Here is a 24296-nt window from a genome sequence, read left to right as displayed (position 1 = left end):
TCGGTTCTCGTGGTCAGGATCGATCGTGCGCCGGTTTGGGAGGTCGGGCAACTCGCGTGCACGAACGTGCAGCACACGTGTCGTGCGCTCCGATCCGGCGGCCGGGAGGCGCGACAGGGGTTGCAGAGGCCGTGCACGTCCGTGCATGGTTGCGTTCGACAGATCGGAGCACCATGAGCGATGCGGCTCAGCCCATGCGCACGCAGCAGGCGCTGCGCGCCGCCCACCTGTACTACCTGCAGGACCTGACGATGGACGCCATCGCGGACGAACTCGCGACCTCGCGCTCCTCGGTGTCGCGCCTGCTGAAGTACGCCAGGGACACCGGCCTCGTCGACATCCAGATCCGCTCACCCCTCGACCAGGCGGCCGCGCTGAGCCGCAGCATCCGCTCGCGGTTCGGGGTGCACGCGCACGTCGTGCCGGTGCCGGACCACACGAGCGACGTCGACCGCCTGGAACGGGTCGCCCTGTCCGCCGCCCGGATCCTGACGCAGTACGTCGAGTCGAACATGGTGATCGGGATCTCGTGGGGCTCGACGGTGAGCGCGGTCAGCCGGTACCTGGTGCCGAAGACCACGCACGGGTCGACCATCGTGCAGATCAACGGTGCCGCGAACACCCGGACCACGGGCATCGTCTACGCCTCGGAGATCCTGCGGCGGTTCGGCGAGGCCTACGGTGCGTTCGTGCAGCAGTTCCCGGTGCCCGCGTTCTTCGACGACCCCGCCACGAAGGAGGCGCTGTTCCGCGAGCGCTCGATCCGCCGCGTGCTCGACCTGCACGAGCGGATGGACCTGGTCGTGTTCGGTGTGGGCGCCCCGCAGGCCCCGGTGCCGTCGCACGTGTACTCCGGCGGCTACCTCGACCCCGCGGACCGCGACGAGCTGACGAAGGCGCAGGTCGTCGGCGACGTCTCGACGGTGTTCTACCGGGCTGACGGGTCGTGGCGGGACATCGGCGTGAACGCACGCGCCGGCGGGCCGGACCTCGACACCATCAAGCGCGCTCCGCGTCGGGTGTGCGTCGTCGCGGGCCGCTCGAAGGCGGCGTCGTTGCGGGGTGCGCTGGCGTCCGGGCTCGTCACGGACCTGATCCTGGACGAGAGCGTCGGGCAGGCGATCCTGCAGCCCTGAGTCAGGATGTGACCCGGTTCTGTCGGAGGTGCCGGGTACGGTCTCGGCCATGGTGATCTCGATGGACCGACCGGGCGGCCGGTACTCCCGACGCGTGGTCGGCAGTGACGTCGACCAGGCGCTCGCGTTCTTCGGGCGCGACTACGACTTCCGGGCGCCCACGGTCCGGCGCACCCGCCCGACCGCGCACTGGGACTTCGCCGGCGTCGGCGACGACCGGATGTCGCTGCGGTCGTCGCGGTTCATGGTCGACCTGCGCAGCGAGAGCCAGGTCGACGACGAGTTCCTGGTGGCCTGGATGCGGAGTGGCTCCAGCAGGATCACCTGCGGCGGCGAGACCTGGGCGCTCGAAGCCGGTGTGCCCGTCGTGCTGCCGTTCGCCGAGCCGTACTCCCTGCACCACCGCGACATCGCGCTGAACCTGGTGCACCTGGACCGCGACTTCGTCCGGGCGTTGGTCGGCGAGGACGACTTCGCCTTCGAGCCGATGCAGCGCCCGACGGCTGCGGGGACGGCCGCGTGGCAGGACGTGGTCCGGACGCACTCGTCGACGTGGCTCGACGTCGACCACGACCTCGACCCGATCGCGCAGCGCGACATCGCCGAGGCCTTCGCGACCGCTGCGATCCGTGCGTTCCCGCAGCGCGACCGCTGGCGCTCGACCGTGGCCGGCGGCGGTCCGGAGCACGGCCGCGTCCGGCGGGCGCTCGACTTCGTGCACGAGCACGCCCGCGAACCCATCGGCACACCCGAGATCGCCGCGGCGGCGGGGCTGAGCCCGCGTGGGCTGCAGCAGTCCCTGCGGCGGCACCTCGACCAGACGCCCGGCGACCTGCTGCGCGGGGTGCGGCTCGACGGTGCGCGGGCGGACCTCGTCGGGGGTGCGCGCGACGAGACCTCGGTGGCCGAGATCGCCCGGTCGTGGGGCTTCGGGCACCTCGGGCGGTTCTCGGCGACGTACCGTGCCCGCTTCGGCGAGCTGCCGAGCGAGTCGCTCCGCATGCACTGACCGCCGTGGGACACCGAGCCGAGGGTCCACCCGGCGGCGGTAGCGTGACGGCATGGACACCGTCGTCACCGCGCTCCGCGCCGCCCTGCAGGACCCCGACGGCACCGTCGTCCGGACCGAACCGGCCGTGCTCGACGCCGCGCGGACCGACAAGTCCGGCTGGATCGCACCCGGCGCCCCGGTCGCGGTCGTCGAGGCCCGCACCGTCGAGCACGTGCAGGCCACACTCCGGACCTGCTCGGGCCTGGGCGTCGCCGTCGTCCCGCGTGGCGCCGGCACCGGTCTGGCGGGTGGCGCGAACGGCACCGAGGGCACGGTGGTGCTCAGTGTCGCGAGGATGGACCGCATCGTCGAGGTGTCCGTCGAGGACGAACTCGCCGTCGTCGAACCCGGGGTGCTCAACGGTGCGCTGAACGCCGCCGTCGCCGAGCACGGGCTGCGCTTCGCACCGGACCCGGCGAGTGCGGCGATCGCGAGCGTCGGCGGTAACATCGCCACCAATGCCGGTGGCCTGCGGTGCGTGAAGTACGGCGTCACGCGCGAGGCCGTGCTCGGGCTCGACGTCGTGCTGGCGGACGGCCGGCTCGTGTCGACCGGCCACCGCACCGTCAAGGGGGTGACCGGTCTCGACCTGACGGCGTTGCTCGTCGGGTCCGAGGGCACGCTCGGTGTCATCGTCGGCGCGACGGTCCGACTCGTCCCGATCCCGGCGGGGGAGCCCGCGACCCTCGGGGCCGTCTACCCGACCGTGCAGCAGGCCGCCGCCGCGGCAGCGGCCGTGGTGGCGGGGGCGGACCGCCCGTCGACGGTCGAGTTGCTGGACGCTCTGGCCCTCGAGGGGATCGCGGCGTACCTCGGATCCGAGGTGATCGTCGAGACGGTGGGGAGCACCGCGGCGGGCGGGGTCTTCCTGCTCGTGGAGTTCGACGGTCCGGGCGCGACCGAAGCGGCGCTGGGAGCCGTGCCGCGCCTCCAGGCCGAGGGCGGAACCGTGCACCTGGCCGGGTCGGCGGCGGAACGCGAGCGCCTGCTGACGATCCGCCGGTCCTTCCACGCCGCGATGGAGTCGCGCGGTCGGGTGCTCATCGAGGACGTCGCGGTGCCGCGCAGCCGGCTCGCCGAGATGTTCGCCCGCGTGGAGGAGATCGGCCGCGAACACGGCGTCCCGATCCCGACCGTGGCGCACGCCGGTGACGGCAACCTGCACCCGAACTTCGTCTTCGACGGCGACGAGGTGCCTGCTCACGTCTGGGACGCCGCCGATGCGATGTTCCGGGCGGCGATCGAGCTGGGTGGGACACTGACCGGCGAGCACGGCGTGGGGGTGTTGAAGCGTCGGTGGATCGGCGACGAGCTCGGCGACGACGTCCTCGAGCTGCAGCGGGGGATCCGACGGGTGTTCGACCCGGCAGGCATCCTGAACCCGGGCAAGGTCTTCTGAGTCGCCACCCGCCGAATCCCATCGCACGGATGTGCCGCGCATCGTTCGAACATTCGGCCGTAACGTCACCGCAACGAATCCGGCGCTGAATGGTGTGGACGAGAGCACCACCCACGAAGGAGTCTGCGATGCGCATCGGCGTCCCCACCGAGATCAAGAACAACGAGTACCGCGTGGCGGCCACCCCGGCGGGTGTCGCGGAGCTGGCGCTGCACGGCCACCAGGTCCTGGTGCAGGCCGGGGCCGGCACCGGGTCGGCGTTCCCCGACGACGAGTACCGCGCCGCGGGCGCCGAGATCGTCGACACCGCGGACGAGGTCTGGGCGCGCGCCGAGCTGATCCTGAAGGTCAAGGAGCCGGTGGCGTCCGAGTACCCGCTCATCCGTCCGGGCCAGGTGCTCTTCACGTACCTGCACCTGGCGGCCGACCGTCCGCTGACCGATGCACTCATCGACTCCGGGGCCACCGCGATCGCCTACGAGACCGTGCAGCTGCCGGACCGCTCACTGCCCCTGCTGTCGCCGATGTCCGAGGTCGCCGGGCGGCTGTCCGCCCAGGTCGGCGCCTACAACCTGATGCGCACGAACGGCGGACGCGGGCTGCTGCTCGGTGGGGTGCCCGGAACACCGAAGGGCCGCGTCGTCGTGATCGGCGGTGGCGTCGCGGGGGAGCACGCCGCGACGATGGCGCTCGGGATGGGGGCCGACGTGACCGTCTTCGACATCAGCCTGCCCCGCCTGCGCGCGCTCGATGCCCGGTTCGACGGGCGGATCACGACGCTGCGGTCCTCGGCGCACGCCATCGCTGCAGAACTCAGGGAGGCCGACCTGGTGATCGGATCGGTGCTCATTCCCGGGGCGTCCGCGCCGAAGCTCGTCACCGACGCCATGGTCGCGGACATGCGGCCGGGATCGGTGCTCGTCGACATCGCGATCGACCAGGGCGGCTGCTTCGAGGGCTCGCACCCGACCACTCACGACGAGCCGACGTTCGCGGTGCACGACACCGTGTACTACTGCGTGGCGAACATGCCCGGCGCCGTCCCGCGCACGAGCACGATCTCGCTGACGAACGCGACGCTGCCGTACGCCGTCGTGATCGCCGACCGGGGGTGGGAGGCCGCGCTGGCCGCCGACCCGTCGCTCGCCCTCGGCCTGAACGTGCACGCCGGCCAGGTCACGAACGAGGCCGTGGCGGCCGCGCACGGCTTGCTGGCGTCCGCGCGGTAGGCCCCGGGCCCCGAGACTCGGGCTGGGCGACAGTTCTCGCAGCCGAGCGCCCGAGAAGTGTCGCTCAGCCCGAGACTCGGGCCAGGCCACGCGCGCCGGACCACCCCGCCCGTGCCCGCACGGCGACCGTCACCACCACGACCGCGGCGGCTGCGACCACCGCGGCCACGGCGGTCGGCGTCGACACCAGCGGACCGTCGAGCCGGGCGACCGCCACCCACGCCAGTCCCCAGGCCAGGGAGAGCATCGGCGCCAGGCGACCCCGACCCCACACGGCCAGGAGCAGCCCGACGAGCCCGGCCACCGCTGCGACGAGCACACCCCAGACGTCCTGCCCGAGGTCGAAGCCCCGGAAGCCCGCTGCCGTCAGCACCGCGGCCGTGTTCGCCGCCGTCGCGACGCACACCCACCCGAGGTAGAGCCCGAACGTGCCGTCGGTGACGACCGCCTCGACGACGCCGGACGGCTTCGTCCGCCGCAGGATCGTGAACGTCCAGACCAACACCGCGAGCAGGGCCACGATGATCGGCTCGCTCGCCCACAGGAACCCGAACTGCACCGACAGGATCCACGCCGCGTTGAGCAGCAGCGACAGGATCGCCGGCACCGCCAGCTTCGCGTGCCGGTCATCGTCCGACGTGCGGAAGAGCTGGCGGATGGCGTAGGCGATGAGGCCGACGTAGACGACGCTCCAGATCGAGAACGCCGGACCGTCCGGCGCGATGGCGGTCGACGATGCAGACAGCGCGCCGCCGGCAGCGTCCTGGATCGGTGTCCCGCCGGCCGCGCCGGACCCGACGAACGCCCCGACCACCGCGACGACGGCACTCACGGCGACCGCGATGCGCTTCCAGATCCTCTTCATGACCGTTCCCTTCGTCAGCATGCTGATCACCTGCACCGTAGGCGGGCGGTCCGCTCGGGCGCGCAGCGTGCGTTCAGCCTGTGGGGGACGGCGGACGGGAGGCCCGTGGCGAGCCCGCCACGGGCCTCCCGTCCGAAAGTCGGTCACCTGCGTACGGTGGTCGCGTGAGCGTCGAGATGAACACCGTGTACGTCGACCGGATCGCCCCGATGGCGAGTCCGTCGCTGGACGACACCTTCCGGATGCTCGACGAGCAGGGCGCGAGCGCGTGCATCGTGCTGTACCAACCGGACGCGCAGGAGCTCGGCGACGTCGCGGTCGCGCTCGGCCTGCACGAGCTCGCGGTCGAGGACTCCGCCGAGGGGCACCAGCGACCGAAGCTCGAGCGGTACGGCTCGACGCTCTTCGTGGTCCTCAAGCCCGCGCTCTACAACGACGGGCAGGAAGAGGTGGCGTTCGGCGAGGTGCACGCCTTCGTCGGAGAGGACTTCTTCCTCGTCGTGGTGAAGGCCGACCCGCGCGGCAAGCCGACCGTTCCGCGAGCGCTGCAGCGGATGAGCGGCAAGCCCGGCCTGGTGACGGTCGGACCGCAGGCGCAGCTCTGGGCGCTCATGGACACGATCGTCGACGGCTACGTGCCGGTGATCGACGGGCTGGAAGAGGACATCAACCAGATCGAGGACCAGCTGTTCGCGGGCGAGGCCGGGGTCTCGCGGCGCATCTACGAACTCTTCGGCGAGGTCGTCGACTTCCAGCGTGCGGCCCGTCCGCTCATCCACATCATCGAGAACCTGCACCGCGGCGCCGAGAAGTACCACCTGCCGATCGAGATGCAGCGCCGGTTCCGCGACGTCCTCGACCACGCCATCCGCACGGTGGAGCGGCTGGACACGTTCCGGCAGCTGCTGCAGAACGCGCTGACCGTCGACTCCACCCTGGCGGCACAGAAGCAGAACGACGACACGAAGCGGATCTCCGGCTGGGCGGCGATCCTGTTCGCCCCGACGCTCATCGCCGCCATCTACGGCATGAACTTCACGCACATGCCCGAGCTGACGTGGACCTGGGGCTACCCGCTGTCGATCGTGGGGATGATCCTGTTCGCCGCGATCCTGTGGGTCGTGTTCAAGGTCAAGCGCTGGTTCTGAGGAAGACTGGGGCCGTGACCTCGTCCGACCTCGTCCACCTGACCGCCGGTGGCGTCTCCCTCGTCCTCGACTGCCGTGACGACGCGCTGCCCGCGGTGGTGCACTGGGGAGCAGCCCTCGGGCCACTGGACGACGACGCGCTCGTCGTGCTCGCCGACGCGGACGTCGCCCCCGTGGCCCAGAACGAGATGGACGACCCCGTCCGTGTCGCCGTGCTGCCGGAGCCGAACCGCGGGTGGAGCGGACGACCCGGCCTGGCCGGACACCGCGACGGCCACGACTGGTCGCCGGCGTTCACCGTGCGGTCGCTCGACGTGACCGACACGACCGTCACGGCCGAGGCTGCCGACGACACCGCGGGGCTCGCCGTCCGGCTGACGATCGAGGTGCTCGTCTCCGGACTCGTCCGTGCCCGGGCTGCCGTCACGAACACCGCCGACGGCGTCTACACGGTGGACGACCTGACGGTGGCGATGCCGATCCCGTCCGGTGCGCGCGAGGTCCTGGACTTCGCCGGCCGATGGGGCAAGGAACGCACCCCGCAGCGCCGCGAGCTCGTCGTCGGCACCCACCAGCGCGAGAGCCGGAAGGGCCGGACCGGTGCCGACGCCGCGACCGTCCTGACGGTGGGGGAGCCCGGCTTCGGCTTCGCCAGCGGTCAGGTGTGGGGCGTGCACACCGGGTGGAGCGGGAACCACCGGCACCACGCCGAACGTCTGTCGACCGGGCGCCAGGTGATCGGCGGCGGTGAACTGCTGCTGCCGGGCGAGGTCCGGCTCGGCACGGGCGAGACGTACGAGGGGCCGTGGGTGTGGTTCGCCCACGGTGACGGGCTCGACGACCAGGCCCGACGCTTCCACCAGTGGCTCCGCAGCCGGCCGCAGCATCCGACGACCCCGCGGCCGATGACGATCAACGTCTGGGAGGCCGTGTACTTCGACCACGACCTCGCCCGGCTGACCGATCTGGCGGAGCGCGCCGCGGCCCTCGGGGTCGAGCGGTACGTGCTCGACGACGGGTGGTTCCGCGGCCGCCGGAACGACCACCTCGGGCTCGGCGACTGGTACGTCGACGAGGACGTCTGGCCCGACGGGCTGGGCCCGATCGTGGACCGTGTCCGGGCCCTCGGCATGGAGTTCGGCCTGTGGTTCGAACCCGAGATGGTGAACGAGGACAGCGACCTCGCCCGCGCCCACCCGGAGTGGATCATGCAGGCGGACGGCCGACTGCCGATGCGGTCCCGCGACCAGCAGGTGCTCGACCTGGCGATCCCCGAGGCGTACGAGTACGTGCTCGAGCGGATGACGGCGATCATCGGCGAGTACGGCATCGACTCCGTCAAGTGGGACCACAACCGCGACCTGGTGGAGGCCGGGTTCCCCGGTGCCGGCGCGGCGGTGCACGAGCAGACCCTGGCGACGTACCGGCTGATGGCGACCCTGAAGGAACGCTTCCCGACGCTCGAGATCGAGTCGTGCGCGTCCGGTGGCGCACGGGTCGACCTCGGCGTGATCGAGCACACCGACCGTGTCTGGGTGTCCGACGACATCGACCCCCTCGAGCGGCAGCAGATGCACCGGTGGACGCAGCAGCTCCTGCCCCCGGAACTCCTCGGCGCGCACATCGCGAGCGGCAGGAACCACTCGACGGGCCGCGTGCACGACCTGGCCTTCCGGGCCGGCACCGCGCTCGTCGGGCACCTGGGCATCGAGTGGGACCTCACCGAGGCCACGGCGGAGGAGTCGGCGTCGCTGGCGGAGTGGATCGCGCTGTACAAGGAGCTGCGCGGGCTGCTGCACGGCGGCGACCTGGTGCGCATGGACGAGGTCGACGACTCCCGGCTCGTGTACGGCACGGTCACGCCGGACCGGCAGCAGGCCGTCTTCTTCCTGGCGAGCATCGGGCGGTCCGAGGTGTCCGGCACCGGTCGGGTCAGCTTCCGCGACCTCGACCCGGACGCCTCGTACCGCGTCGACCCGATCGTGGTCGGCGACGGGCACGGGATCGTCCGACCGGACTGGTGGAGCGGCGCACGGGTGTTCAGCGGTCGGGTGCTCGGCACGGTCGGCCTGCACCCGCCGCTCATGCCCGCCGACTGCGTGGTCCCGTTCCGTCTGACGGCCGTCTGACGGCAGGTGGGACGACCGGGAGGCCCGGTGCCGGTGATCGGAGCCGCTAGGGTTTTCGACATGCCGCGCTCCGGACACGCGACCCCCGTCTGGGCGCTCAAGCTCGCCGTCGTCACCGCCCTGGTGGGCGTCTCCGGCGGCATCGCCGGCATCGCCGTGTGGCTCGCATTGCAGCTCATCCAGTTCGTGGCCTTCGGGTACGGCTTCGGTGGGCACCTCGAGGCGGCGGACGCCCCGTCGGCGCTGAACCGGTTCCTCGCGCTCGTGGCCGCCGGTGTCCTGACGGGCTTCGCCTGGTGGGCGCTCCGACGCTGGGGGCGTCCGATCGTGTCGGTCACCGCGGCGGTCGGCGGCAAGCGGATGCCCGCACTCGCGACCCTGGCGAACGCCGGCGTGCAGATCCTGGCGGTCGGTCTCGGTGCCTCGATCGGCAAGGAGGTCGCTCCGCGCGAGGTCGGCGCCTGGCTCTCCCAACTCGTCACCCGTCGTGCCGGACTCACCCCGCGCGAGACGAAGATCCTGGTCGCCTGCGGAGCGGCGGCGGGCCTCGCCGCGGTGTACGACGTCCCGCTCGGTGGGGCGCTGTTCGCCGTCGAGGTCCTGCTCGGCGAGATCAGCTTCGCCACGGCCCTGCCCGCGTTCGCCACGAGTGCCGTCGCCGCGTTCGTCGCCCGGCTCGTGATCCCGGACGAGGTGCTCTACCACGTGCCGGCGATGCACATGTCGCCGTCGCTGCTCGTCTGGGCGATCATCGTCGGGCCCGTCCTCGGCCTCGCCGGCGTCGGGTTCGTGAAGCTCACCAACCGGCTGCAGGGCATCGCGCCCAAGGGCTGGCACCTGCTCGTCGTGCTGCCGGTGGTGTTCGCGATGGTCGGGCTCATCGCGGTGCCGTTCCCCGAGATCCTCGGCAACGGGCGGGCGCTGGGCCTCGTCGCCATGAACGCCTCGCTCGACGACGGCACCGTCGCCGGCCTGGCGCCGATCGTGCTGCTCCTGCTGCTCGGCGTCGTCCGCACGATCACCACGTCGGCCACCATCGGCGCCGGCGCGGTCGGCGGCACCCTGACGCCCTCGATCGCGATCGGTTCGGCGATCGGCGGCGGCCTCGGTGGCGCGTGGCTCCTGCTCTGGCCGACTGACGGCCCGGGCCTGGCGGCCTTCGCGTTCGTCGGCGCCGCGGCGTTCCTGGCGACCACGATGCGGGCCCCGTTCACGGCGCTCGTCCTGGTGGTCGAGTTCACGCAGGAGGGCACCGACATCCTCATCCCGTCGCTGCTCGCGGTGTCCGGGGCGGTCGCGGTCGGGTACGTCCTGGCACGACGACGCAGCGCACAGATGGTGTGAACACTTCGTCACGTTCCGGGACAGACGGCGGCTCTGCGGCCTACGATCTGCGGCATGACGGAGCGACGGGCTCCGCACCGAGCTGAGGAGCAGGCCATGGCGGGGTTCGACGACATCACGAAGAAGGCCCAGGACTTCCTGAAGGACAACAAGGTCCAGGACGCCCTGAAGAGCGAGAAGGCCGAGGACATCAGCGACAAGGTCCTCGGGGGCGTCGCCGACGCGGTCAAGAAGGCCACCGGCGGCAAGTACGACGACAAGATCGACGGTGCCCGCGACGCTGCGGACAAGAAGATCGGCAACGAGTAGCCCCACCGTGCGACGGCCCAGGACCCGGCGCGGTCCTGGGCCGTTCCCGTGCCGACTGGACGCCGTCGGGAACAACGGCCACCATTGACGGGTTGCTCCGGACAGCAACACCAGGAGGACGAGACGTGACAGTCGTGGCGCCGAACCAGCCGCTCACCGAGGCCGAGGTCGAGACGATCAAGTCGGACTTCCCGATCCTCGCGCAGGACGTGAACGGGCAACCGTTGGCGTACCTGGACTCCGGGGCGACGGCGGAACGCCCGACCCAGGTCCTCGACGCCGAGCGCCGGTTCCTCGAGCACGACAACGCCGCCGTGCACCGCGGCGCGCACACGCTCGCGGCACTGAGCACCGATGCCTACGAGGACGCCCGTGCCACCGTCGCCGACTTCATCGGCGCTGCCGGTCCGAGCGAGGTCGTCTGGACCGCGAACGCCACCGATGCGCTCAACCTCGTCGCCTACGGCATCGCGAACGCCAGCCGTGGCCGCGGCGGGGTCGACGCCGCCCGCTTCCGCATCGGACCGGGCGACGAGATCCTGGTCACCGAGGCCGAGCACCACGCGAACCTGGTGCCCTGGCAGGAACTCGCCGCGCTGACCGGTGCGACGCTCCGCTGGGTCCCGGTCGCCGACGACGGCACCTGGACCGCCGAGGACGCCGCAGCCCTGATCACCGACCACACCAAGGTCGTCGCGTTCGCGCACGTCTCGAACGTCACCGGCATGGTCGCCCCCGTCGAGCAGATCGTCGGTCTCGCCCACGCCCGTGGCGCACTGGTCGTCCTCGACGCCTGCCAGTCCGCGCCGCACCGGCCGCTCGACGTGCAGCAGCTCGGCGTCGACTTCGCGGCGTTCTCCGGGCACAAGATGCTCGGCCCGAACGGCATCGGCGTGCTCTGGGGCCGCAGTGAGCTGTTGAACGCGTTGCCCCCGTTCCGCACCGGTGGGTCCATGATCACCACCGTGACCATGCAGGCGTCGGAGTTCATGCCGGCGCCCGAGCGGTTCGAGGCCGGTACGCAGCCCGTGTCGCAGGCCGTCGCCCTTGCCGAGGCCGTCCGCTACCTGCAGGGCATCGGCATGGAGCGTGTCCGCGCGCACGAGGAGCACCTCGCCCGGCGCATGCTCGACGGCCTGGCCGCCGTCCCCGGCATCCGCGTGGTCGGTCCACCGGTCGGCGTCCCGCGATCGGGCCTGGTGTCGTTCGACGTCGACGGCGTGCACGCCCACGACGTGTCGCAGTACCTCGACGCGCAGGGCATCGCCGTCCGCTCGGGGCACCACTGCGCCCAACCCCTGCACCGCCGCCTCGGCCTGGTCGCCACCAGCCGCGCGAGCACCTACGTCTACACGACCGAGCACGACGTCGACCGGTTCATCGCGGCCGTCGGCGAGGTCCGCGGCTACTTCGGAGCGACCGCGTGAACGCCCTCGACAGCCTGTACCAGCAGGTCATCCTCGACCACGCGAAGGCCCGGCACGGCGACGGCGACCTGCCCGACGCCGACGCCTCGCACTTCGAGCGCAACCCCACGTGCGGCGACGAGATCACCGTCCGCATCCGCCTCGAACCGGGCACCGACCGGATCGCCGGTCTCGCCTGGCAGGGCGACGGCTGCTCGATCTCGATGGCCTCGGCATCGGTCCTCACCGACATGGCCGTCGGCCGCACGGTCCCGGAGCTCCTCGCACTGACCGACGAGTTCCGCACGATGATGCGCTCCCGCGGCGCCGGCGAGCCCGACGAGGACGTCCTCGAGGACCTCATCGCCTTCCACGGCGTCTCGAAGTTCGTCATGCGGGTCAAGTGCGGCATGCTCGCCTGGGTCGCGGCGGAAGCCGCCGCGCGTGAGGCGACCGCGTCCCGCTGAGCCGGGTGCGGCTCGCGATCGCGACCACCTGACGGCCAGGAGGCCCGGTGTGGGCCCGCCCCGCGCCTCCCGTCCGTCGCCGGGAGCGTCTCGAGCGTCCGGAGCGACGAACGGAGGACAGCAGTGATCGTCGAGGTGCGCCGCCCCGGAGGGGCGGAGTCCGACCTGATGGTGCGGACGTACCTGACCGAGGTGGCCTCGCGCTGGTACGGGCGCGACGCGACGCCTGCCGAGGTCGATCTCGCACTGGCCGACGAGCCGTACGACGACCTGCAGAGGGACAGCGGCGTGTTCCTGGTGGCGTCCGACGGTGGACGGCCGATCGCGTGTGCCGGCGCCCGGTTCCTCGGCGACGTGGCGGAGCTCACGAAGGTGTTCACGCTGCCGAGCCATCGTGGGCAGGGCATGGGGTCGGTGCTCCTGCGCCGGCTCGAGGCGGAGTGTCGTGCGCGGGGGATCACGTCCCTGCGACTGGACACCCGGGCTGCGCTCGCCGAGGCCTGCGCGCTCTACGAACGACTCGGGTTCGTCCGGGTGCCGCCGTTCAACGAGGATCGGTACTCCGACCGTTGGTACGCGAAGGAGCTGTAGGCCCGGGTCAGGGGCAGACGTCCTGCGTCGAGGCCTTCGTGTCGTTGACCACGACCGTCGTCACGATGTCGTCGGCTGCGGTGACGCCGCCCGTCGTGTCGAAGTGCAGCCAGTGTCCGCCGGTGGTCGGTGTCACGTACTCGCGGTAGCCGCCGATCGTCGAGTCCCACGTGTCGATCGTCTTCTCGAGACCCGGGTACGCCGCGCGCACCTCGTCGGCGGTCGAACCGAGTGCGATGCCCGTGGTCGTGAGCACGGGCGACGAGAACGCCCCGAGATCGGTGGCCTGTCCGGCCACGCGGACGTAGCGGACGCCCGCCCCGGAGTCATCGGCCGCGACGAGGATCCGGTAGCCGGATCCGCTCGGGGTGGACAGGTCGGCAGACTCCCACTCCCAGAACGTCGGACAACCGCTGGACGGCTGACGCGTGAACCCGGCGGCCGGCAGGACGGTGTCGGCGTCGGCAGCGCCGAGCTGGACGGGTCCGAAGGACGCGTCCCCGAAGCGCCACGTCGACGGGCCGGTCGGGGCGGGCGACGCGGCGCCGGTCGGGGTCGGCATGGGTGTCGACGCGCTGTCGGTCGCGGTCGGCGTGGGTGTCGACGAGCGGGTCGTCCCGGCGGCCGTCGCGCTCGTCGGCGCCGCGCTCGGAGCGCCTGTGCCGGACGCGGTCGCGCAGCCCGTGGCCCCGATGAGGAGCGTGGCGATCCCGACGGTGAGGACGGTGGTGCGGAGTGTGGTCATGGTCTCCCCCTTCACTGAGCAGTGTCGTCGTGCAGGCGATCCTGACACGCGGTGGCGTGTCGGCCTGCCGGCACGTCCTCGTGTCCGTCACGACCATCGGCGCGCCCAGGGAGCTGCCGTCAGCTCGCTCCGTGCAGTCCTCGGTCGGGATCACGGAGCGTCATGAAGACGTCGACGTCGTCCTCGGTGTCGACGACGAAGCCGTGCCGTTCGTAGAGCCGTCGTGCGGGGCTTCCCTGCAACACGTTGAGTCGGGTCGTGCCCGTGTGGGAACCGGACAGGACGGTCCGGAGCACTGTGGACCCGATGCCGCGCCCCTGGACGTCCGGCGCGAGGTAGAAGTGCTCGATCCACCGGGTGTCGGCGTCCGGACGCACGGTGATCGAGCCGCGATCACATCCGTCGACCACGACGACCCGGGTGTGCTCGGGTGCGAAGGCATCACGCATCCGTCGGCGGACCCGGACCGCGTCGAAGCGGCCGAGACGCTCGAGGTCGGCGCGGAGGACCTGCGCACGCAGCTCGACGAGCCACTCGATGTCCTCGGGGATGCTGTTCCGCAGTGTGACGTCCACCCGTCGAGCCTAGGAGTCGTCGGAGCGGATCCCGTGGTGGTGATCGGCTCGTACGCTGGTCCGATGGATCAGGACGGTGTCATCGACCTCGTGGCGGCACGCCGCGCCTCGGCCGGGCACCCCATCGTCGTCGGCATCTCGGGGTACTGCGGCTCGGGGAAGTCCACGCTGGCGCGCAGTCTGGCCGGGACGGTCCCGGGCGCGGTGCGGATCCGTGGGGACGACTTCCTCGATCCGGAGCGGTCCCACCGACGGTCGGGAGACTGGGGCGGTGTCGATCGGGAGCGTCTGACGTCGTCCGTCCTCGAACCGCATCGGACGGGGCGAGCGAGCACGTTCCAGCGGTTCGACTGGTCGGTCCGGGCGCTCGGTCCCGCGGAGCCACTGCCGACGACGGACGTCGTGGTCGTCGACCTCATCGGCCTCTTCCACCCGGACGCGATGCCGCACATCGACGTGGCGGTCTGGTGCGACGTGGACCTCGACACCGCCGCTCGTCGCGGCATGGCGCGCGATCGCCGGCTCGGACGTGACCACCACGACCTGTGGCGGGACGTGTGGATCCCCAACGAACGCGACTTCGAAGCACAGTTCGCCCCGAGGGACGCTGCCGACGTCCTCTTCGACGGGCGACGGGCCCTTGCGCAGCGGCCGTGGTCAGACTGCTCGACCGGCGGTCGTGGCGGATCGGTCAGTGCGTCCGACGGTGACCCCGAGGGCGATCTGCACGATGCCGAACAGGATCAGGAAGCCGGCGATGGCGACGACGGCCAGCGCTGCCCCGATGGACGGCAGGTTGATGACGAGCACGCCGATGACGATGCTGAGCACCGCGGCGCCGATCGTCAGAGCACGGTTCGTCGGTGTCGGGGCGTAGAGCAGCGTGATGCCCTCCACCAGCCAGGCGAAGCCGATCACGAACGCGATCCACCGCACCCCGAGCGGCGGGGCGACGAGCGCCACGATGCCCCCGGCGAGGATCAGTGCGCCGAGGACGACCAAGCCGATGCGGCGGCCGGTGCCGATCCCGCGGGCGAACGCACGGACGATCATCGACAGGCCGGACACCAGCAGGTAGATACCGAACACCCACGCGACCGCGAACAGCGTCGCGTGCGGGAGCACGAGTGAGGCGACACCAACGAGGACCGCCACGATGCCGACGATCAGCAGCGCGGTCCGTAGTCGTCGATCCCCGCCGACGTCGGTGACGACGTCGTCCTGCAGCGCCATGGTGTCCGCCCTTCCCTGAGAGGATCTGGTCCTGCGCGCTTCTGCGTCAGGGCTACTCCTCGGAACCGCTCGTGTCCGGTGCCGATGCGGACGCATCGGTCCGCGTGGGATCGGTGCGGCCCGGCGGGCGCGCTGGCCACGTGACGAGCAGCAGCACCGCGAGCGGGCCGAACAGCAGCGTCAGGAGGAACCAGGTCCACGCCGATCGGTTCCGGGTCCGGGCGTACCCACCGGCGAGCATCGCGACGCTGAGCCAGAGGCTCGACAGGTACAGGCCGGAGAAGTCCTCGTGCACGAACGGTTCCCTTCGAGAGATACATCAATACCGGTCGAAGGGTAGCGCGTCGTCAGACCGCGGTGGCCTCGTCGTCGGTGGTGCGACGGAGGGAGCGCACCATGCTGCGCAGCGCCCCCCGCGCCGCCACCTGCTGCTCGTCCGACAGTCCGTCGAGCATCCGGACCTCGACGTCACGGACGGCCGCGCTCGCCTGCTCGAGGCTCGCGCGGCCGCTCGCCGTCAACCGCGTCGGGAGCGCCTTGCCCACCGGCGCCTCGGTGGCCCGCGTCACGAAGCCGTCCCGTTCCAGGGCCTGCAGCAGCACGTTCATCGACTGCCGGGTGACGAAGGCGCCGCGTGCGAGCTCAGAGTTCGACAGTCCGGGCCGCTGGGCCAGCAGTTCGAGGCACGAGTAGTGCGTCATCGTCATGCCGAGGGGGCGCAGCACGGCCTCCATCGCGGCGCGGAGCGCGCTCGCGGCTTCCTTGAGCAGGTACCCGAGGGACGTCTCGAGGTCGATACCGTCTTGACTCATGTCAGGAGTCTGACATAGATTGCTGTGTGTCAGAAGACTGACACGACACGAAGGAGCACCACATGCCCGTCACCGGACCCGACTTCATCTCCCTGCAGACCCGCGACCTGACGGCGTCGCAGGCGTTCTACGAGCAGTACCTCGGTCTGGTTCGCTCGCAGGCCGGCCCGCCGCACGCCGTCGTCTTCGAGACGACGCCGATCGCGTTCGCGCTGCGGGATGTCGTCCCCGGCACCGACCTCGACGCGGTGTCGCAGCCGGGCATCGGCGCGGCGATCTGGCTGCACGCGACCGACGTGCAGGCCATCCACGACGCCCTGGTGGCCGACGGCCACACCATCGTCGCGGCGCCGATCGACGGCCCGTTCGGCCGGACGTTCACGTTCGCCGACCCGGACGGCTACCAGGTCACGCTCCACGACCGCGCCTGAGCTGCGGCCGTCACGCTTCGTCACGATGGATGACGGACGCAGACCCCGCACGTAGCGTCGCCAAGCGTGACCAGCAGCAGCGAACCCCGGCAGATCCGCTTCAACGCGTTCGACATGAACTGCGTCGCGCACCAGTCCTCCGGGCTGTGGCGGCACCCGCGCGACCGATCGCGGGACTACCGCGACCTGACGTACTGGACGGACCTGGCGAAGACGCTCGAAGGCGGGGCGTTCGACGGCATCTTCATCGCCGACGTGCTGGGCGCCTACGACGTGTACGGCGACTCGAACGAGGCCGCACTCCGCACGGGCTCGCAGGTGCCGGTCAACGACCCGATCCTGCTGGTGTCGGCGATGGCGTCGGTGACCGAGCACCTCGGCTTCGGGATCACGGCGGGCACGGCGTACGAGCACCCGTACCCGTTCGCCCGGCGGATCTCCACGCTCGACCACCTGACCAAGGGGCGCGTCGGCTGGAACGTCGTCACCGGCTACCTGCCGAGCGCCGCGCGGAACATGGGCCAGACCGACCAGCTGTCGCACGACGACCGCTACGACGTTGCCGACGAGTACCTCGAGGTCCTCTACAAGCTGTGGGAGGGCTCGTGGGAGGAGGACGCGGTCGTCGCCGACCGCGCGTCCGGCGTCTTCACCGACCCGGCGAAGGTGCACCCGATCGAGCACCACGGCAAGCACTTCGACGTGCCGGGCATCCACCTGTCCGAGCCGTCGGTGCAGCGTTCGCCCGTCATCTACCAGGCGGGCGCGTCGCCGCGCGGCATCCGCTTCGCAGCGGAGAACGCCGAAGCCGTCTTCGTGGGCGCACCGACCGTCGAGCAGCTCGCGTCGACCGTCGCGAAGGTCCGTGACGCCCTGGAGGCAGCTGGTCGCGACCGCTACGCCGCTCGCGTCTACACGCTGCTCACCGTGATCACGGACGCCACCGACGAGCTGGCGCAGGCGAAGTACGAGGACTACCTGTCGTACGCGTCAGAGCTCGGTGCGCTGGTGCTCAACTCCGGCTGGATGGGCGTCGACCTGTCGCAGTGGGACCTCGACGAGCCCCTCGGTGATGTCGAGTCGAACGCGATCCAGTCGGTGGCGGCGAACATCGCGGCGGCGACCGGCGAGGACGGCAGCTCGTGGACGATCCGCGACCTCGCCCGGCACACCGCGATCGGCGGGCTCGGGCCGGTCGCCGTCGGCGGGGGAGCGACCATCGCCGACCGCTTGCAGGAGATCCAGGAGCTCACCGACGTCGACGGCTTCAACTTGGCGTACGCGGTGACCCCGGGCACGTGGGAGGACGTCATCGAGTTCGTCATCCCCGAACTCCGGGCGCGCGGGGCGTACCCGACCGGCTACGAGCCCGGTTCGCTGCGGCACAAGCTGCACGGCCGCGGTGACCGGCTGCCCGACGAGCACCGTGGGGCGTCGTTCAGGATCGGCAGCAGCGCGGTCGTAGGCTGACCGGGTGATCGAACCGTCCGTGTCCGTGCGTCCAGCGGCCCCGGACGAAGTGTCGGCGTGTGTCGACCTGTGGGTCGCAGCGGTCGCGGCACGGGACGGCGTGCCGGAATCCGAGGCGGTGCGAGCCCGCGCGGCGTCGAAGTTCGCCGTGCCTCGAGTCGCCCTGCTCGTCGCTGTCGGAGCGGCCGGTGCGATCGACGGCTTCGCGCTCGTGACGGCACCGGGGTCCGGACGGTCGACCGACCCGTCCGACGCCGCCTACCTGTCGCTGCTCGCCGTCCGCCCGGACGTGCAGGCGCGGGGTGTCGGGCGTGCGCTCCTGGCCGCATCGGTCGACGCGGCGTCGGCGGCGGGACACCCCGCGGTGGTCCTGCACGCACTCGCCGGCAACGAGCGGGCGCTGCGGCTCTACGAAGCCGGCGGGTTCCGGGCGGACGGGGTCGAGTTCCCGCACGCCCTGACGGGCGGGCCGACGCGGACGTACATCGCGACGGCCCCGGCGCGCTGAACGGTCAGACGCGCCACTTCGGTCGCGGGGCGTGGTCCTCGTACGACTGTCGACTCGGGTAGGTGATCAGCTCGATCGTCGATCCCCACGGCGTTCCGACGTACACGAACCGGTTGCCGAACCCGCCCTCGTTGCCGCCGAGGTCCCGCGGGTCGGCGTACCGCTGGCCGCCCGCGGTCTCGATGTGCGACAGCGCGTGGTCGATGTCGTCGACGTAGAACGCCACGTGCTGCCAGCCGAGGTCGCTCGCGCGGACGGCCGGGCGCTGATCGGGGCCGTGGTACTCGAAGAGCTCGAGTCCCGGCCCGTTCGGCAGCGCGAGCATCCGTAGTGCCCCCTGGGCCATGGTCTTCGGGATGCCGAGGCGCCGCTGGACGTCGGGTTCACCGCGGAGCGGTTCGCTCCGGAGGAACCGGTCGTACAGGGGGACGGCGTCGAGTCCCAGGACGAAGAAGTCGGTGGCCTGGTCGATGTCGGGCACGGTGAGGCCGATGTGGTCGATGCCGTGTGCGGTGCTGGGGGTGCCCGTCGGGGTGGTGACGGTTGCAGGACGTGTCGCGGTGGTGCCGGATGGGCGTGGCGCAGTGTGCATGGTGCCGTCTCCCCTGAGTTCGGCTCGGACGTGGATCACCCGAGTAGAACGGCTGCGCGCGGGGGAGGACAAGCGGAGCGCGGGACGCGTGCGGAGAACCGCCGCGATCGTGCGTGATCAGTCGACGGGGGTCCACGCCGGGTAGGTTGCCGAGCGTCCGTCGCCCGAGGACCGTCGGGTCACACGACGCTGCACCCACGGCAGGACGTGCTCGCGGTAGTAGCGGAGTTCCTCGGAGAGTCGGGTGCGACCGGTCTGTTCGGACGCCGGCTCGATCGGTGCCGGTCCGTCCTCGATCGCGTGCAGGGCGAGGTCGGCGACGCGTTGGTGGCCGGTCGCGTTCATGTGCAGTCGGTCGTCGGACCAGAACTCGGCACGGCGCAGGTGCGGATCACGGGACACGTCGACGAAGGGCAGGTCGTACCGGTCGGCGAGGTCGGCGAGGGCGTCCGCCCAGGCGTCGCCGCGCGCGTTGATGAGGCGTCCGAGGGGGAGCCGTGCGCTCGGGTCGGCGGGGCTCAGCAGTGCCAGCCGGACCCCGCGGCCCAGGACCGTGGCGACCGCCGCTTCGAGCGGTTCGATGAGGGCGTGGGCGTCGAACCGTGGCCGCAGCAGGTCGTTGCCGCCGGCGCAGAAGGTGATGAGCGTCGGGGTGGGGTCGAGCGCCAGTGCAGCGTCGAGTTGCTCTCCGAGGACCCCGGCGAGCAGGCGCCCACGGACCGCGAGGTTGGCGTACCGGACGTCTGCGTCGTGCGCACGGGCCATGCCGCTCGCGAGTCGACCGGTCCAGCCGGGGAACGGTACGGCGCCGGCGTCGCCGATGCCCTCCGAGAAGCTGTCGCCGATCGCGACGTAACGGATGGTGTCGGGCATGCGGCCATCATCGTGCACATGTCTGTGCACGTTCTGGTGTGGAACGAGCGTTTCAGGAGAGCACTCACGACACACGACCGTTACACGAGGGAAACGGCGGGCGCGAAGAGGCTCCCTAGCTTCTGTGGTGGAGGCGATCACCGCCTCCCCACCCCACTCCCTCGGAGGACGCCATGGCTACCGATCTCGTGACACCCGTCGCAGCGCCCCACGCCCCCACCACGACCGCCGCACCCGCTGGTGCCGGCGTCGTCAAGCCCGGGTACGACCCGGCGCTCACGAACGAGGACCTCGCCCCGCTGCGCAAGCAGAGCTGGACGAGCTACAACTTCTTCGCCTTCTGGATGTCCGACGTGCACTCGGTCGGCGGCTACGTCACCGCCGGGTCGCTCTTCGCACTCGGCATCGCGAGCTGGCAGGTGCTCATCGCCCTGGTGGTCGGCATCCTGATCGTGCAGGTCTTCGCCAACCTCGTCGCCAAGCCGTCGCAGCGCACCGGCGTGCCCTACCCGGTCATCAACCGTGCGGTGTTCGGGGTGCTCGGGGCGAACGTGCCCGCGATCATCCGCGGGCTGATCGCGATGGCCTGGTACGGCGTGCAGACGTTCCTCGCCGCGCAGTCGCTCAACATCATCTTCCTGAAGTTCATCCCCGCCTCGGCCGGGCTGCTCGACCACTCGTTCCTGGGGCTGTCGGCGCTCGGGTGGATCTCGTACGCCATCCTGTGGGTCGCGCAGGGGGCCCTGTTCTGGATGGGCATGGAGGCCATCAAGAAGTTCATCGACTGGGCGGGCCCGGCGGTGTACGTCGTGATGATCGCGCTGGCGATCTACCTCGTCAGCCAGGCCGGCATCGGCAACATCTCGTTCACGCTGTCGGTGGGGGAGCCGCTCTCGTTCGGTGCGTCGATCCCGGTCATGCTCTCCGCGGTCGCCCTGGTGGTCAGCTACTTCTCCGGCCCGATGCTCAACTTCGGTGACTTCTCGCGCTACGGCAGGTCCTTCGCGGCGGTCAAGCGGGGCAACTTCTGGGGCCTGCCGATCAACTTCCTGTTCTTCTCGGTGCTCACCGTGCTGTGCGCGAGTGCGACCGTGCCGGTGTTCGGCAAGCTCATCACCGACCCGATCGAGACCGTGCAGGCGATCGGCGCCCCGTTCGCGATCCTGCTCGGCGGCCTGACCTTCGTGACGGCGACGGTCGGCATCAACATCGTCGCGAACTTCATCAGCCCCGCGTTCGACTTCTCGAACGTCGCGCCGCGCAGGATCTCGTGGCGAGCCGGCGGCATGATCGCCGCGGTCGGCTCCGTGCTGCTGACCCCGTGGAACTGGTACGGCAACGACCAGGCCATCCTGTACACGCTCGGGGTGCTCGGTGCCCTCATCGGCCCGCTGTTCGGCATCCTGATCGCCGGCTACTACATCGTCGGGAAGCAGCGCATCGCCGTCGACGACATGTACACGAAGGACACCTCGGCCCGGTACTGGTACCGCGGCGGCTTCAACCCGAACGCCATCGGTACCCTCGTCGTCACCGGCGTGGTCTCGGTCGCCAGTGCGGTCCTGCCGCCCGCGCTCGGGATCCTGCCGGGGCTGAACAACTACAGCTGGTTCATCGGCTGCGGCCTGGGACTCGTGGTCTTCTGGGGCCTCGAGCGGGTCCGGCCGAGCATGCCGGAGCTCGCTTCGGACGACCCGACGGTCGACGACGGCGCCGCCGTCGGGCGAGCCTGACACGCCCCGCACCACCAGCGACACCCGCACCGCCCGCACCACCGGAAGGACCCCGATGCGCATCCGCGTCGTCAACCCGAACACCACCGCCTCGATGACCCGCTCGATCGGCGTCGCCGCCACCGCGGTCGCCGGCCCGGGAACCATCGTCGAGGCGGTGAACCCCACGATGGGCCCGGCGTCGATCGAGAGCCACTACGAAGAGGCGCTCGCGGTGCCGGGGCTCCTCGAGCAGATCGCGCTCGGGGAGCAGGACGGCGTGGACGCCTACGTCGTCGCCTGCTTCGGTGACCCGGGCCTCGACGCCGCACGGGAGCTCGCCGCCGGGCCGGTCATCGGGATCGCCGAGGCGGGCTTCCACGCAGCGGCGATGCTCGGGCGCCGGTTCGGCGTCGTGACGACCCTGGCGCGGACGACCGGACGGGCCCACGAGCTCGCCGAGCGCTACGGCTTCGCGTCGCTCGTCACCGAGATCCGGGCGTGCGAGGTCGCGGTGCTCGAGCTCGACGACCCCGCTTCGGGCGCACGCGCCCTGGTGATCGAGGAGTGCCGGGCCGTCATCGCCGGCGGAGCCGACGCGGTCGTGCTCGGCTGCGCGGGGATGGCGGACTTCTGCGCCGAGGTCTCGCGGGCGATCGGGGCACCGGTCGTCGACGGCGTCGCCGCGGCGACCGTGCTCGCCGAGTCGCTCGTCCGGCTCGGGCTCTCGACGGGGAAGCACGGCGAGTACGCCGCCCCGCCGACGAAGGCGATGTCGGGTCTGCTGGGGGGCTTCGAACGCCAGCCGGCGGCGGCCGCGACGGTCGGGGCGGGCGCATGACGGGCCTCCCGGCCGACGGCAGCACCGGGACCCGCACCGACGTCGACACCGACACCGTCGCGGACCTCGTCCTGCGCGCAGACCGCGCCTGGATCGACGGAGCCTTCCGGCCCGCAGCGGTCGTCGTGCGCGACGGCCGCGTCGACGGCGTCCTGCCGGTCGACGCCGTGGTCCGGACGCTCGACGACCGCACCGTGCCGGACGACCAGGTCCTGCTGCCCGGCCTCGTCGACACCCACGTGCACGTCAACGAACCCGGACGCACCGAGTGGGAGGGCTTCGCGTCCGCGACCCGGGCCGCCGCCCTCGGCGGGGTCACGACCATCATCGACATGCCGCTCAACTCGATCCCCGCCACGACGACGGTCGAGGCGCTCGCCGTGAAGCGGGCGAGTGCCGAGGGGCGGGTCGCCGTCGACGTCGGGTTCTGGGGCGGGGCGGTCCCCGACAACGCCGGCTCGCTCGGCGCACTGCACGACGCGGGCGTCTTCGGGTTCAAGTGCTTCACCGCGCCGTCCGGGGTCGACGAGTTCCCGCACCTGGACGCCGACCAACTGCGCGCCGCGATCGAGGAGGTCGCCCGGATCGACGCCCTGCTCATCGTGCACGCCGAGGACCCCGAGTTCCTGGTCGACCACGCCGCGCTCGGCGGGCACTACGAGGACTTCCTCGCCACCCGGCCGGTCGACGCCGAGCGGTCCGCCATCGCGCGGGTCATCGACGGCGCACGGGCCACCGGCGCGCGGGTGCACATCCTGCACCTGTCCGACGCCGGAGCGATCCCGATGATCCGCGCCGCGAAGGACGACGGCGTCCGGGTCACGGTCGAGACCTGCCCGCACTACCTGTCGTTCGAAGCGGGGTCGATCCCCGACGGCGCGACCGAGTACAAGTGCTGCCCACCGATCCGTGACGACGCGAACCGCGACGCCCTGTGGGCCGGTGTGCTCGACGGCACGATCGACATGATCGTGTCGGACCACTCGCCGTCGACCGCCGACCTCAAGGTCGACGACTGGGGACTCGCCTGGGGCGGGATCGCCGGCCTGCAGGTCGGCTTCCGGGCCGTCTGGACCGAGGCCCTCCGCCGCGGCGTCCCGCTCGAGGCCCTGCTGCCGCTGTTCACGACCGGTCCGGCAGCACTCGTCGGCTTTGCCGATCGCGGGGTCATCGCCCCCGGCGCGCTGGCCCACTTCGCCGTGTTCGACCCGTCCGCCACGGCGGTCATCGACGTGGCCGGCCTCGCACACCGCAACCCGGTCTCCGCGTTCGCCGGCCTGGAGGCCCGTGGCCGCGTGACCGAGACCTGGCTGCGCGGGCGCGTGGTGGCGTCCACCGCGTCCGGCGTCACCGCCGTCGAGGGGCAGCTCGTCGCTGCGCCCGCGACCGCGGGAGCCCGGGTCGCCGAAACACGTCTGTAACGATCGTTC

24 protein-coding genes and 1 pseudogene are annotated in these 24296 nt (G+C 71.5%); 17 read left to right on the top strand and 8 right to left on the bottom strand.

Going from position 1 to position 24296, the window contains the following annotated elements; all coding sequences use genetic code 11:
• Positions 1-173: 173 nt before the first annotated feature.
• The 4 genes from ITJ60_RS01935 to ald all read left to right on the top strand — a co-directional run bounded on the left by ITJ60_RS01935 (position 174) and on the right by ald (position 4815).
• On the top strand, positions 174-1136 hold the full coding sequence (locus ITJ60_RS01935) for a sugar-binding transcriptional regulator (RefSeq protein WP_165901120.1): 963 nt from the start codon (positions 174-176) through the stop codon (positions 1134-1136).
• 49 nt (positions 1137-1185) lie between these two features.
• Complete coding sequence (locus ITJ60_RS01930) at positions 1186-2145, top strand: helix-turn-helix transcriptional regulator (RefSeq protein ID WP_194646570.1); 960 nt, start codon at positions 1186-1188, stop codon at positions 2143-2145.
• 52 nt (positions 2146-2197) lie between these two features.
• A complete protein-coding gene (locus ITJ60_RS01925; protein WP_194646568.1) occupies positions 2198-3586 on the top strand; it encodes an FAD-binding oxidoreductase in 1389 nt (462 codons plus the stop codon).
• 128 nt (positions 3587-3714) lie between these two features.
• Positions 3715-4815: an alanine dehydrogenase gene (gene ald, locus ITJ60_RS01920; protein ID WP_194646566.1), complete on the top strand. Its 1101-nt coding sequence runs from the start codon at positions 3715-3717 to the stop codon at positions 4813-4815.
• 64 nt (positions 4816-4879) lie between these two features.
• Here the strand turns inward: ald and ITJ60_RS01915 are convergent, their stop codons facing one another.
• A complete protein-coding gene (locus ITJ60_RS01915; RefSeq protein ID WP_194646564.1) occupies positions 4880-5680 on the bottom strand; it encodes a tryptophan-rich sensory protein in 801 nt (266 codons plus the stop codon).
• 164 nt (positions 5681-5844) lie between these two features.
• Between ITJ60_RS01915 and ITJ60_RS01910 the strand changes: the two genes are divergently transcribed.
• From ITJ60_RS01910 to ITJ60_RS01880, 7 genes and pseudogenes are all read left to right on the top strand, one after another.
• Entirely contained in the window at positions 5845-6828 is a 984-nt protein-coding gene (locus ITJ60_RS01910; RefSeq protein ID WP_240347381.1) for a magnesium and cobalt transport protein CorA, read from the top strand.
• A gap of 14 nt (positions 6829-6842) precedes the next feature.
• Entirely contained in the window at positions 6843-8957 is a 2115-nt protein-coding gene (locus ITJ60_RS01905) for an alpha-galactosidase (RefSeq protein WP_194646562.1), read from the top strand.
• Positions 8958-9017: 60 nt separating this feature from the next.
• Positions 9018-10301 carry a chloride channel protein gene (locus ITJ60_RS01900; RefSeq protein WP_194646560.1) on the top strand — a complete coding sequence of 428 codons (1284 nt, stop codon included), beginning with the start codon at positions 9018-9020 and terminating at the stop codon, positions 10299-10301.
• A 54-nt stretch (positions 10302-10355) separates the two neighbouring features.
• On the top strand, positions 10356-10610 hold the full coding sequence (locus ITJ60_RS01895; protein WP_374102075.1) for an antitoxin: 255 nt from the start codon (positions 10356-10358) through the stop codon (positions 10608-10610).
• A 134-nt stretch (positions 10611-10744) separates the two neighbouring features.
• A complete protein-coding gene (locus ITJ60_RS01890) occupies positions 10745-12037 on the top strand; it encodes an aminotransferase class V-fold PLP-dependent enzyme (RefSeq protein ID WP_123338758.1) in 1293 nt (430 codons plus the stop codon).
• Positions 12034-12483 (top strand): Fe-S cluster assembly sulfur transfer protein SufU, encoded by a 450-nt coding sequence (gene sufU, locus ITJ60_RS01885; protein ID WP_194646557.1) that lies wholly within the window; start codon positions 12034-12036, stop codon positions 12481-12483. The genes ITJ60_RS01890 and sufU overlap by 4 nt, the downstream gene beginning before the upstream one ends.
• A gap of 111 nt (positions 12484-12594) precedes the next feature.
• A pseudogene (locus ITJ60_RS01880) lies at positions 12595-13074 on the top strand (GNAT family N-acetyltransferase); the annotation flags it as partial.
• Positions 13075-13081: 7 nt separating this feature from the next.
• On the opposite strand, the gene ITJ60_RS01875 reads toward ITJ60_RS01880, so the two are convergent.
• The 5 genes from ITJ60_RS01875 to ITJ60_RS01855 form a co-directional block, all read right to left on the bottom strand.
• On the bottom strand, positions 13082-13819 hold the full coding sequence (locus ITJ60_RS01875) for a hypothetical protein (protein ID WP_194646553.1): 738 nt from the start codon (positions 13817-13819) through the stop codon (positions 13082-13084).
• 119 nt (positions 13820-13938) lie between these two features.
• Positions 13939-14394: a GNAT family N-acetyltransferase gene (locus tag ITJ60_RS01870; RefSeq protein WP_194646551.1), complete on the bottom strand. Its 456-nt coding sequence runs from the start codon at positions 14392-14394 to the stop codon at positions 13939-13941.
• Positions 14395-15051: 657 nt separating this feature from the next.
• Complete coding sequence (locus ITJ60_RS01865) at positions 15052-15627, bottom strand: HdeD family acid-resistance protein (RefSeq protein WP_194646549.1); 576 nt, start codon at positions 15625-15627, stop codon at positions 15052-15054.
• A gap of 52 nt (positions 15628-15679) precedes the next feature.
• Positions 15680-15922 (bottom strand): hypothetical protein, encoded by a 243-nt coding sequence (locus ITJ60_RS01860; RefSeq protein WP_214547951.1) that lies wholly within the window; start codon positions 15920-15922, stop codon positions 15680-15682.
• A gap of 52 nt (positions 15923-15974) precedes the next feature.
• The gene (locus tag ITJ60_RS01855) at positions 15975-16439 is read right to left on the bottom strand and encodes a MarR family winged helix-turn-helix transcriptional regulator (protein ID WP_194646547.1); all 465 of its coding nucleotides are present in this window, start codon (positions 16437-16439) and stop codon (positions 15975-15977) included.
• Positions 16440-16501: 62 nt separating this feature from the next.
• On the opposite strand from ITJ60_RS01855, the gene ITJ60_RS01850 reads away from it, so the two are divergent.
• The 3 genes from ITJ60_RS01850 (at position 16502) to ITJ60_RS01840 (ending at position 18848) form a co-directional block, all read left to right on the top strand.
• Entirely contained in the window at positions 16502-16870 is a 369-nt protein-coding gene (locus ITJ60_RS01850) for a VOC family protein (protein ID WP_123338764.1), read from the top strand.
• 66 nt (positions 16871-16936) lie between these two features.
• Positions 16937-18340: an LLM class flavin-dependent oxidoreductase gene (locus ITJ60_RS01845; protein WP_323749077.1), complete on the top strand. Its 1404-nt coding sequence runs from the start codon at positions 16937-16939 to the stop codon at positions 18338-18340.
• 4 nt (positions 18341-18344) lie between these two features.
• Positions 18345-18848, top strand: coding sequence for a GNAT family N-acetyltransferase (locus ITJ60_RS01840; protein ID WP_123938546.1), 504 nt, complete (start codon positions 18345-18347; stop codon positions 18846-18848).
• Between the two features lie 4 nt (positions 18849-18852).
• Here ITJ60_RS01840 and ITJ60_RS01835 read toward each other — a convergent pair whose 3' ends face one another.
• Positions 18853-19440 (bottom strand): VOC family protein, encoded by a 588-nt coding sequence (locus tag ITJ60_RS01835; RefSeq protein WP_123292003.1) that lies wholly within the window; start codon positions 19438-19440, stop codon positions 18853-18855.
• Positions 19441-19557: 117 nt separating this feature from the next.
• Complete coding sequence (locus ITJ60_RS01830; protein ID WP_228509681.1) at positions 19558-20313, bottom strand: SGNH/GDSL hydrolase family protein; 756 nt, start codon at positions 20311-20313, stop codon at positions 19558-19560.
• Between the two features lie 173 nt (positions 20314-20486).
• Between ITJ60_RS01830 and ITJ60_RS01825 the strand changes: the two genes are divergently transcribed.
• From ITJ60_RS01825 to allB, 3 genes are read left to right on the top strand one after another with little or no spacing between them, the layout of a single operon-like run.
• Positions 20487-22046, top strand: a complete 1560-nt coding sequence (locus tag ITJ60_RS01825) for an NCS1 family nucleobase:cation symporter-1 (RefSeq protein ID WP_194646545.1) — start codon at positions 20487-20489, stop codon at positions 22044-22046.
• Positions 22047-22101: 55 nt separating this feature from the next.
• Entirely contained in the window at positions 22102-22866 is a 765-nt protein-coding gene (locus ITJ60_RS01820; protein ID WP_194646543.1) for an aspartate/glutamate racemase family protein, read from the top strand.
• The gene (gene allB, locus ITJ60_RS01815; RefSeq protein ID WP_194646542.1) at positions 22863-24287 is read left to right on the top strand and encodes an allantoinase AllB; all 1425 of its coding nucleotides are present in this window, start codon (positions 22863-22865) and stop codon (positions 24285-24287) included. The genes ITJ60_RS01820 and allB overlap by 4 nt, the downstream gene beginning before the upstream one ends.
• Positions 24288-24296: the final 9 nt, after the last annotated feature.

It is taken from the genome of Curtobacterium sp. VKM Ac-2884 (assembly GCF_015350945.1).
In the GTDB taxonomy this organism is placed as follows: Bacteria; Actinomycetota; Actinomycetes; order Actinomycetales; family Microbacteriaceae; genus Curtobacterium.
This window is presented reverse-complemented; position numbering and strand designations above follow the sequence as displayed.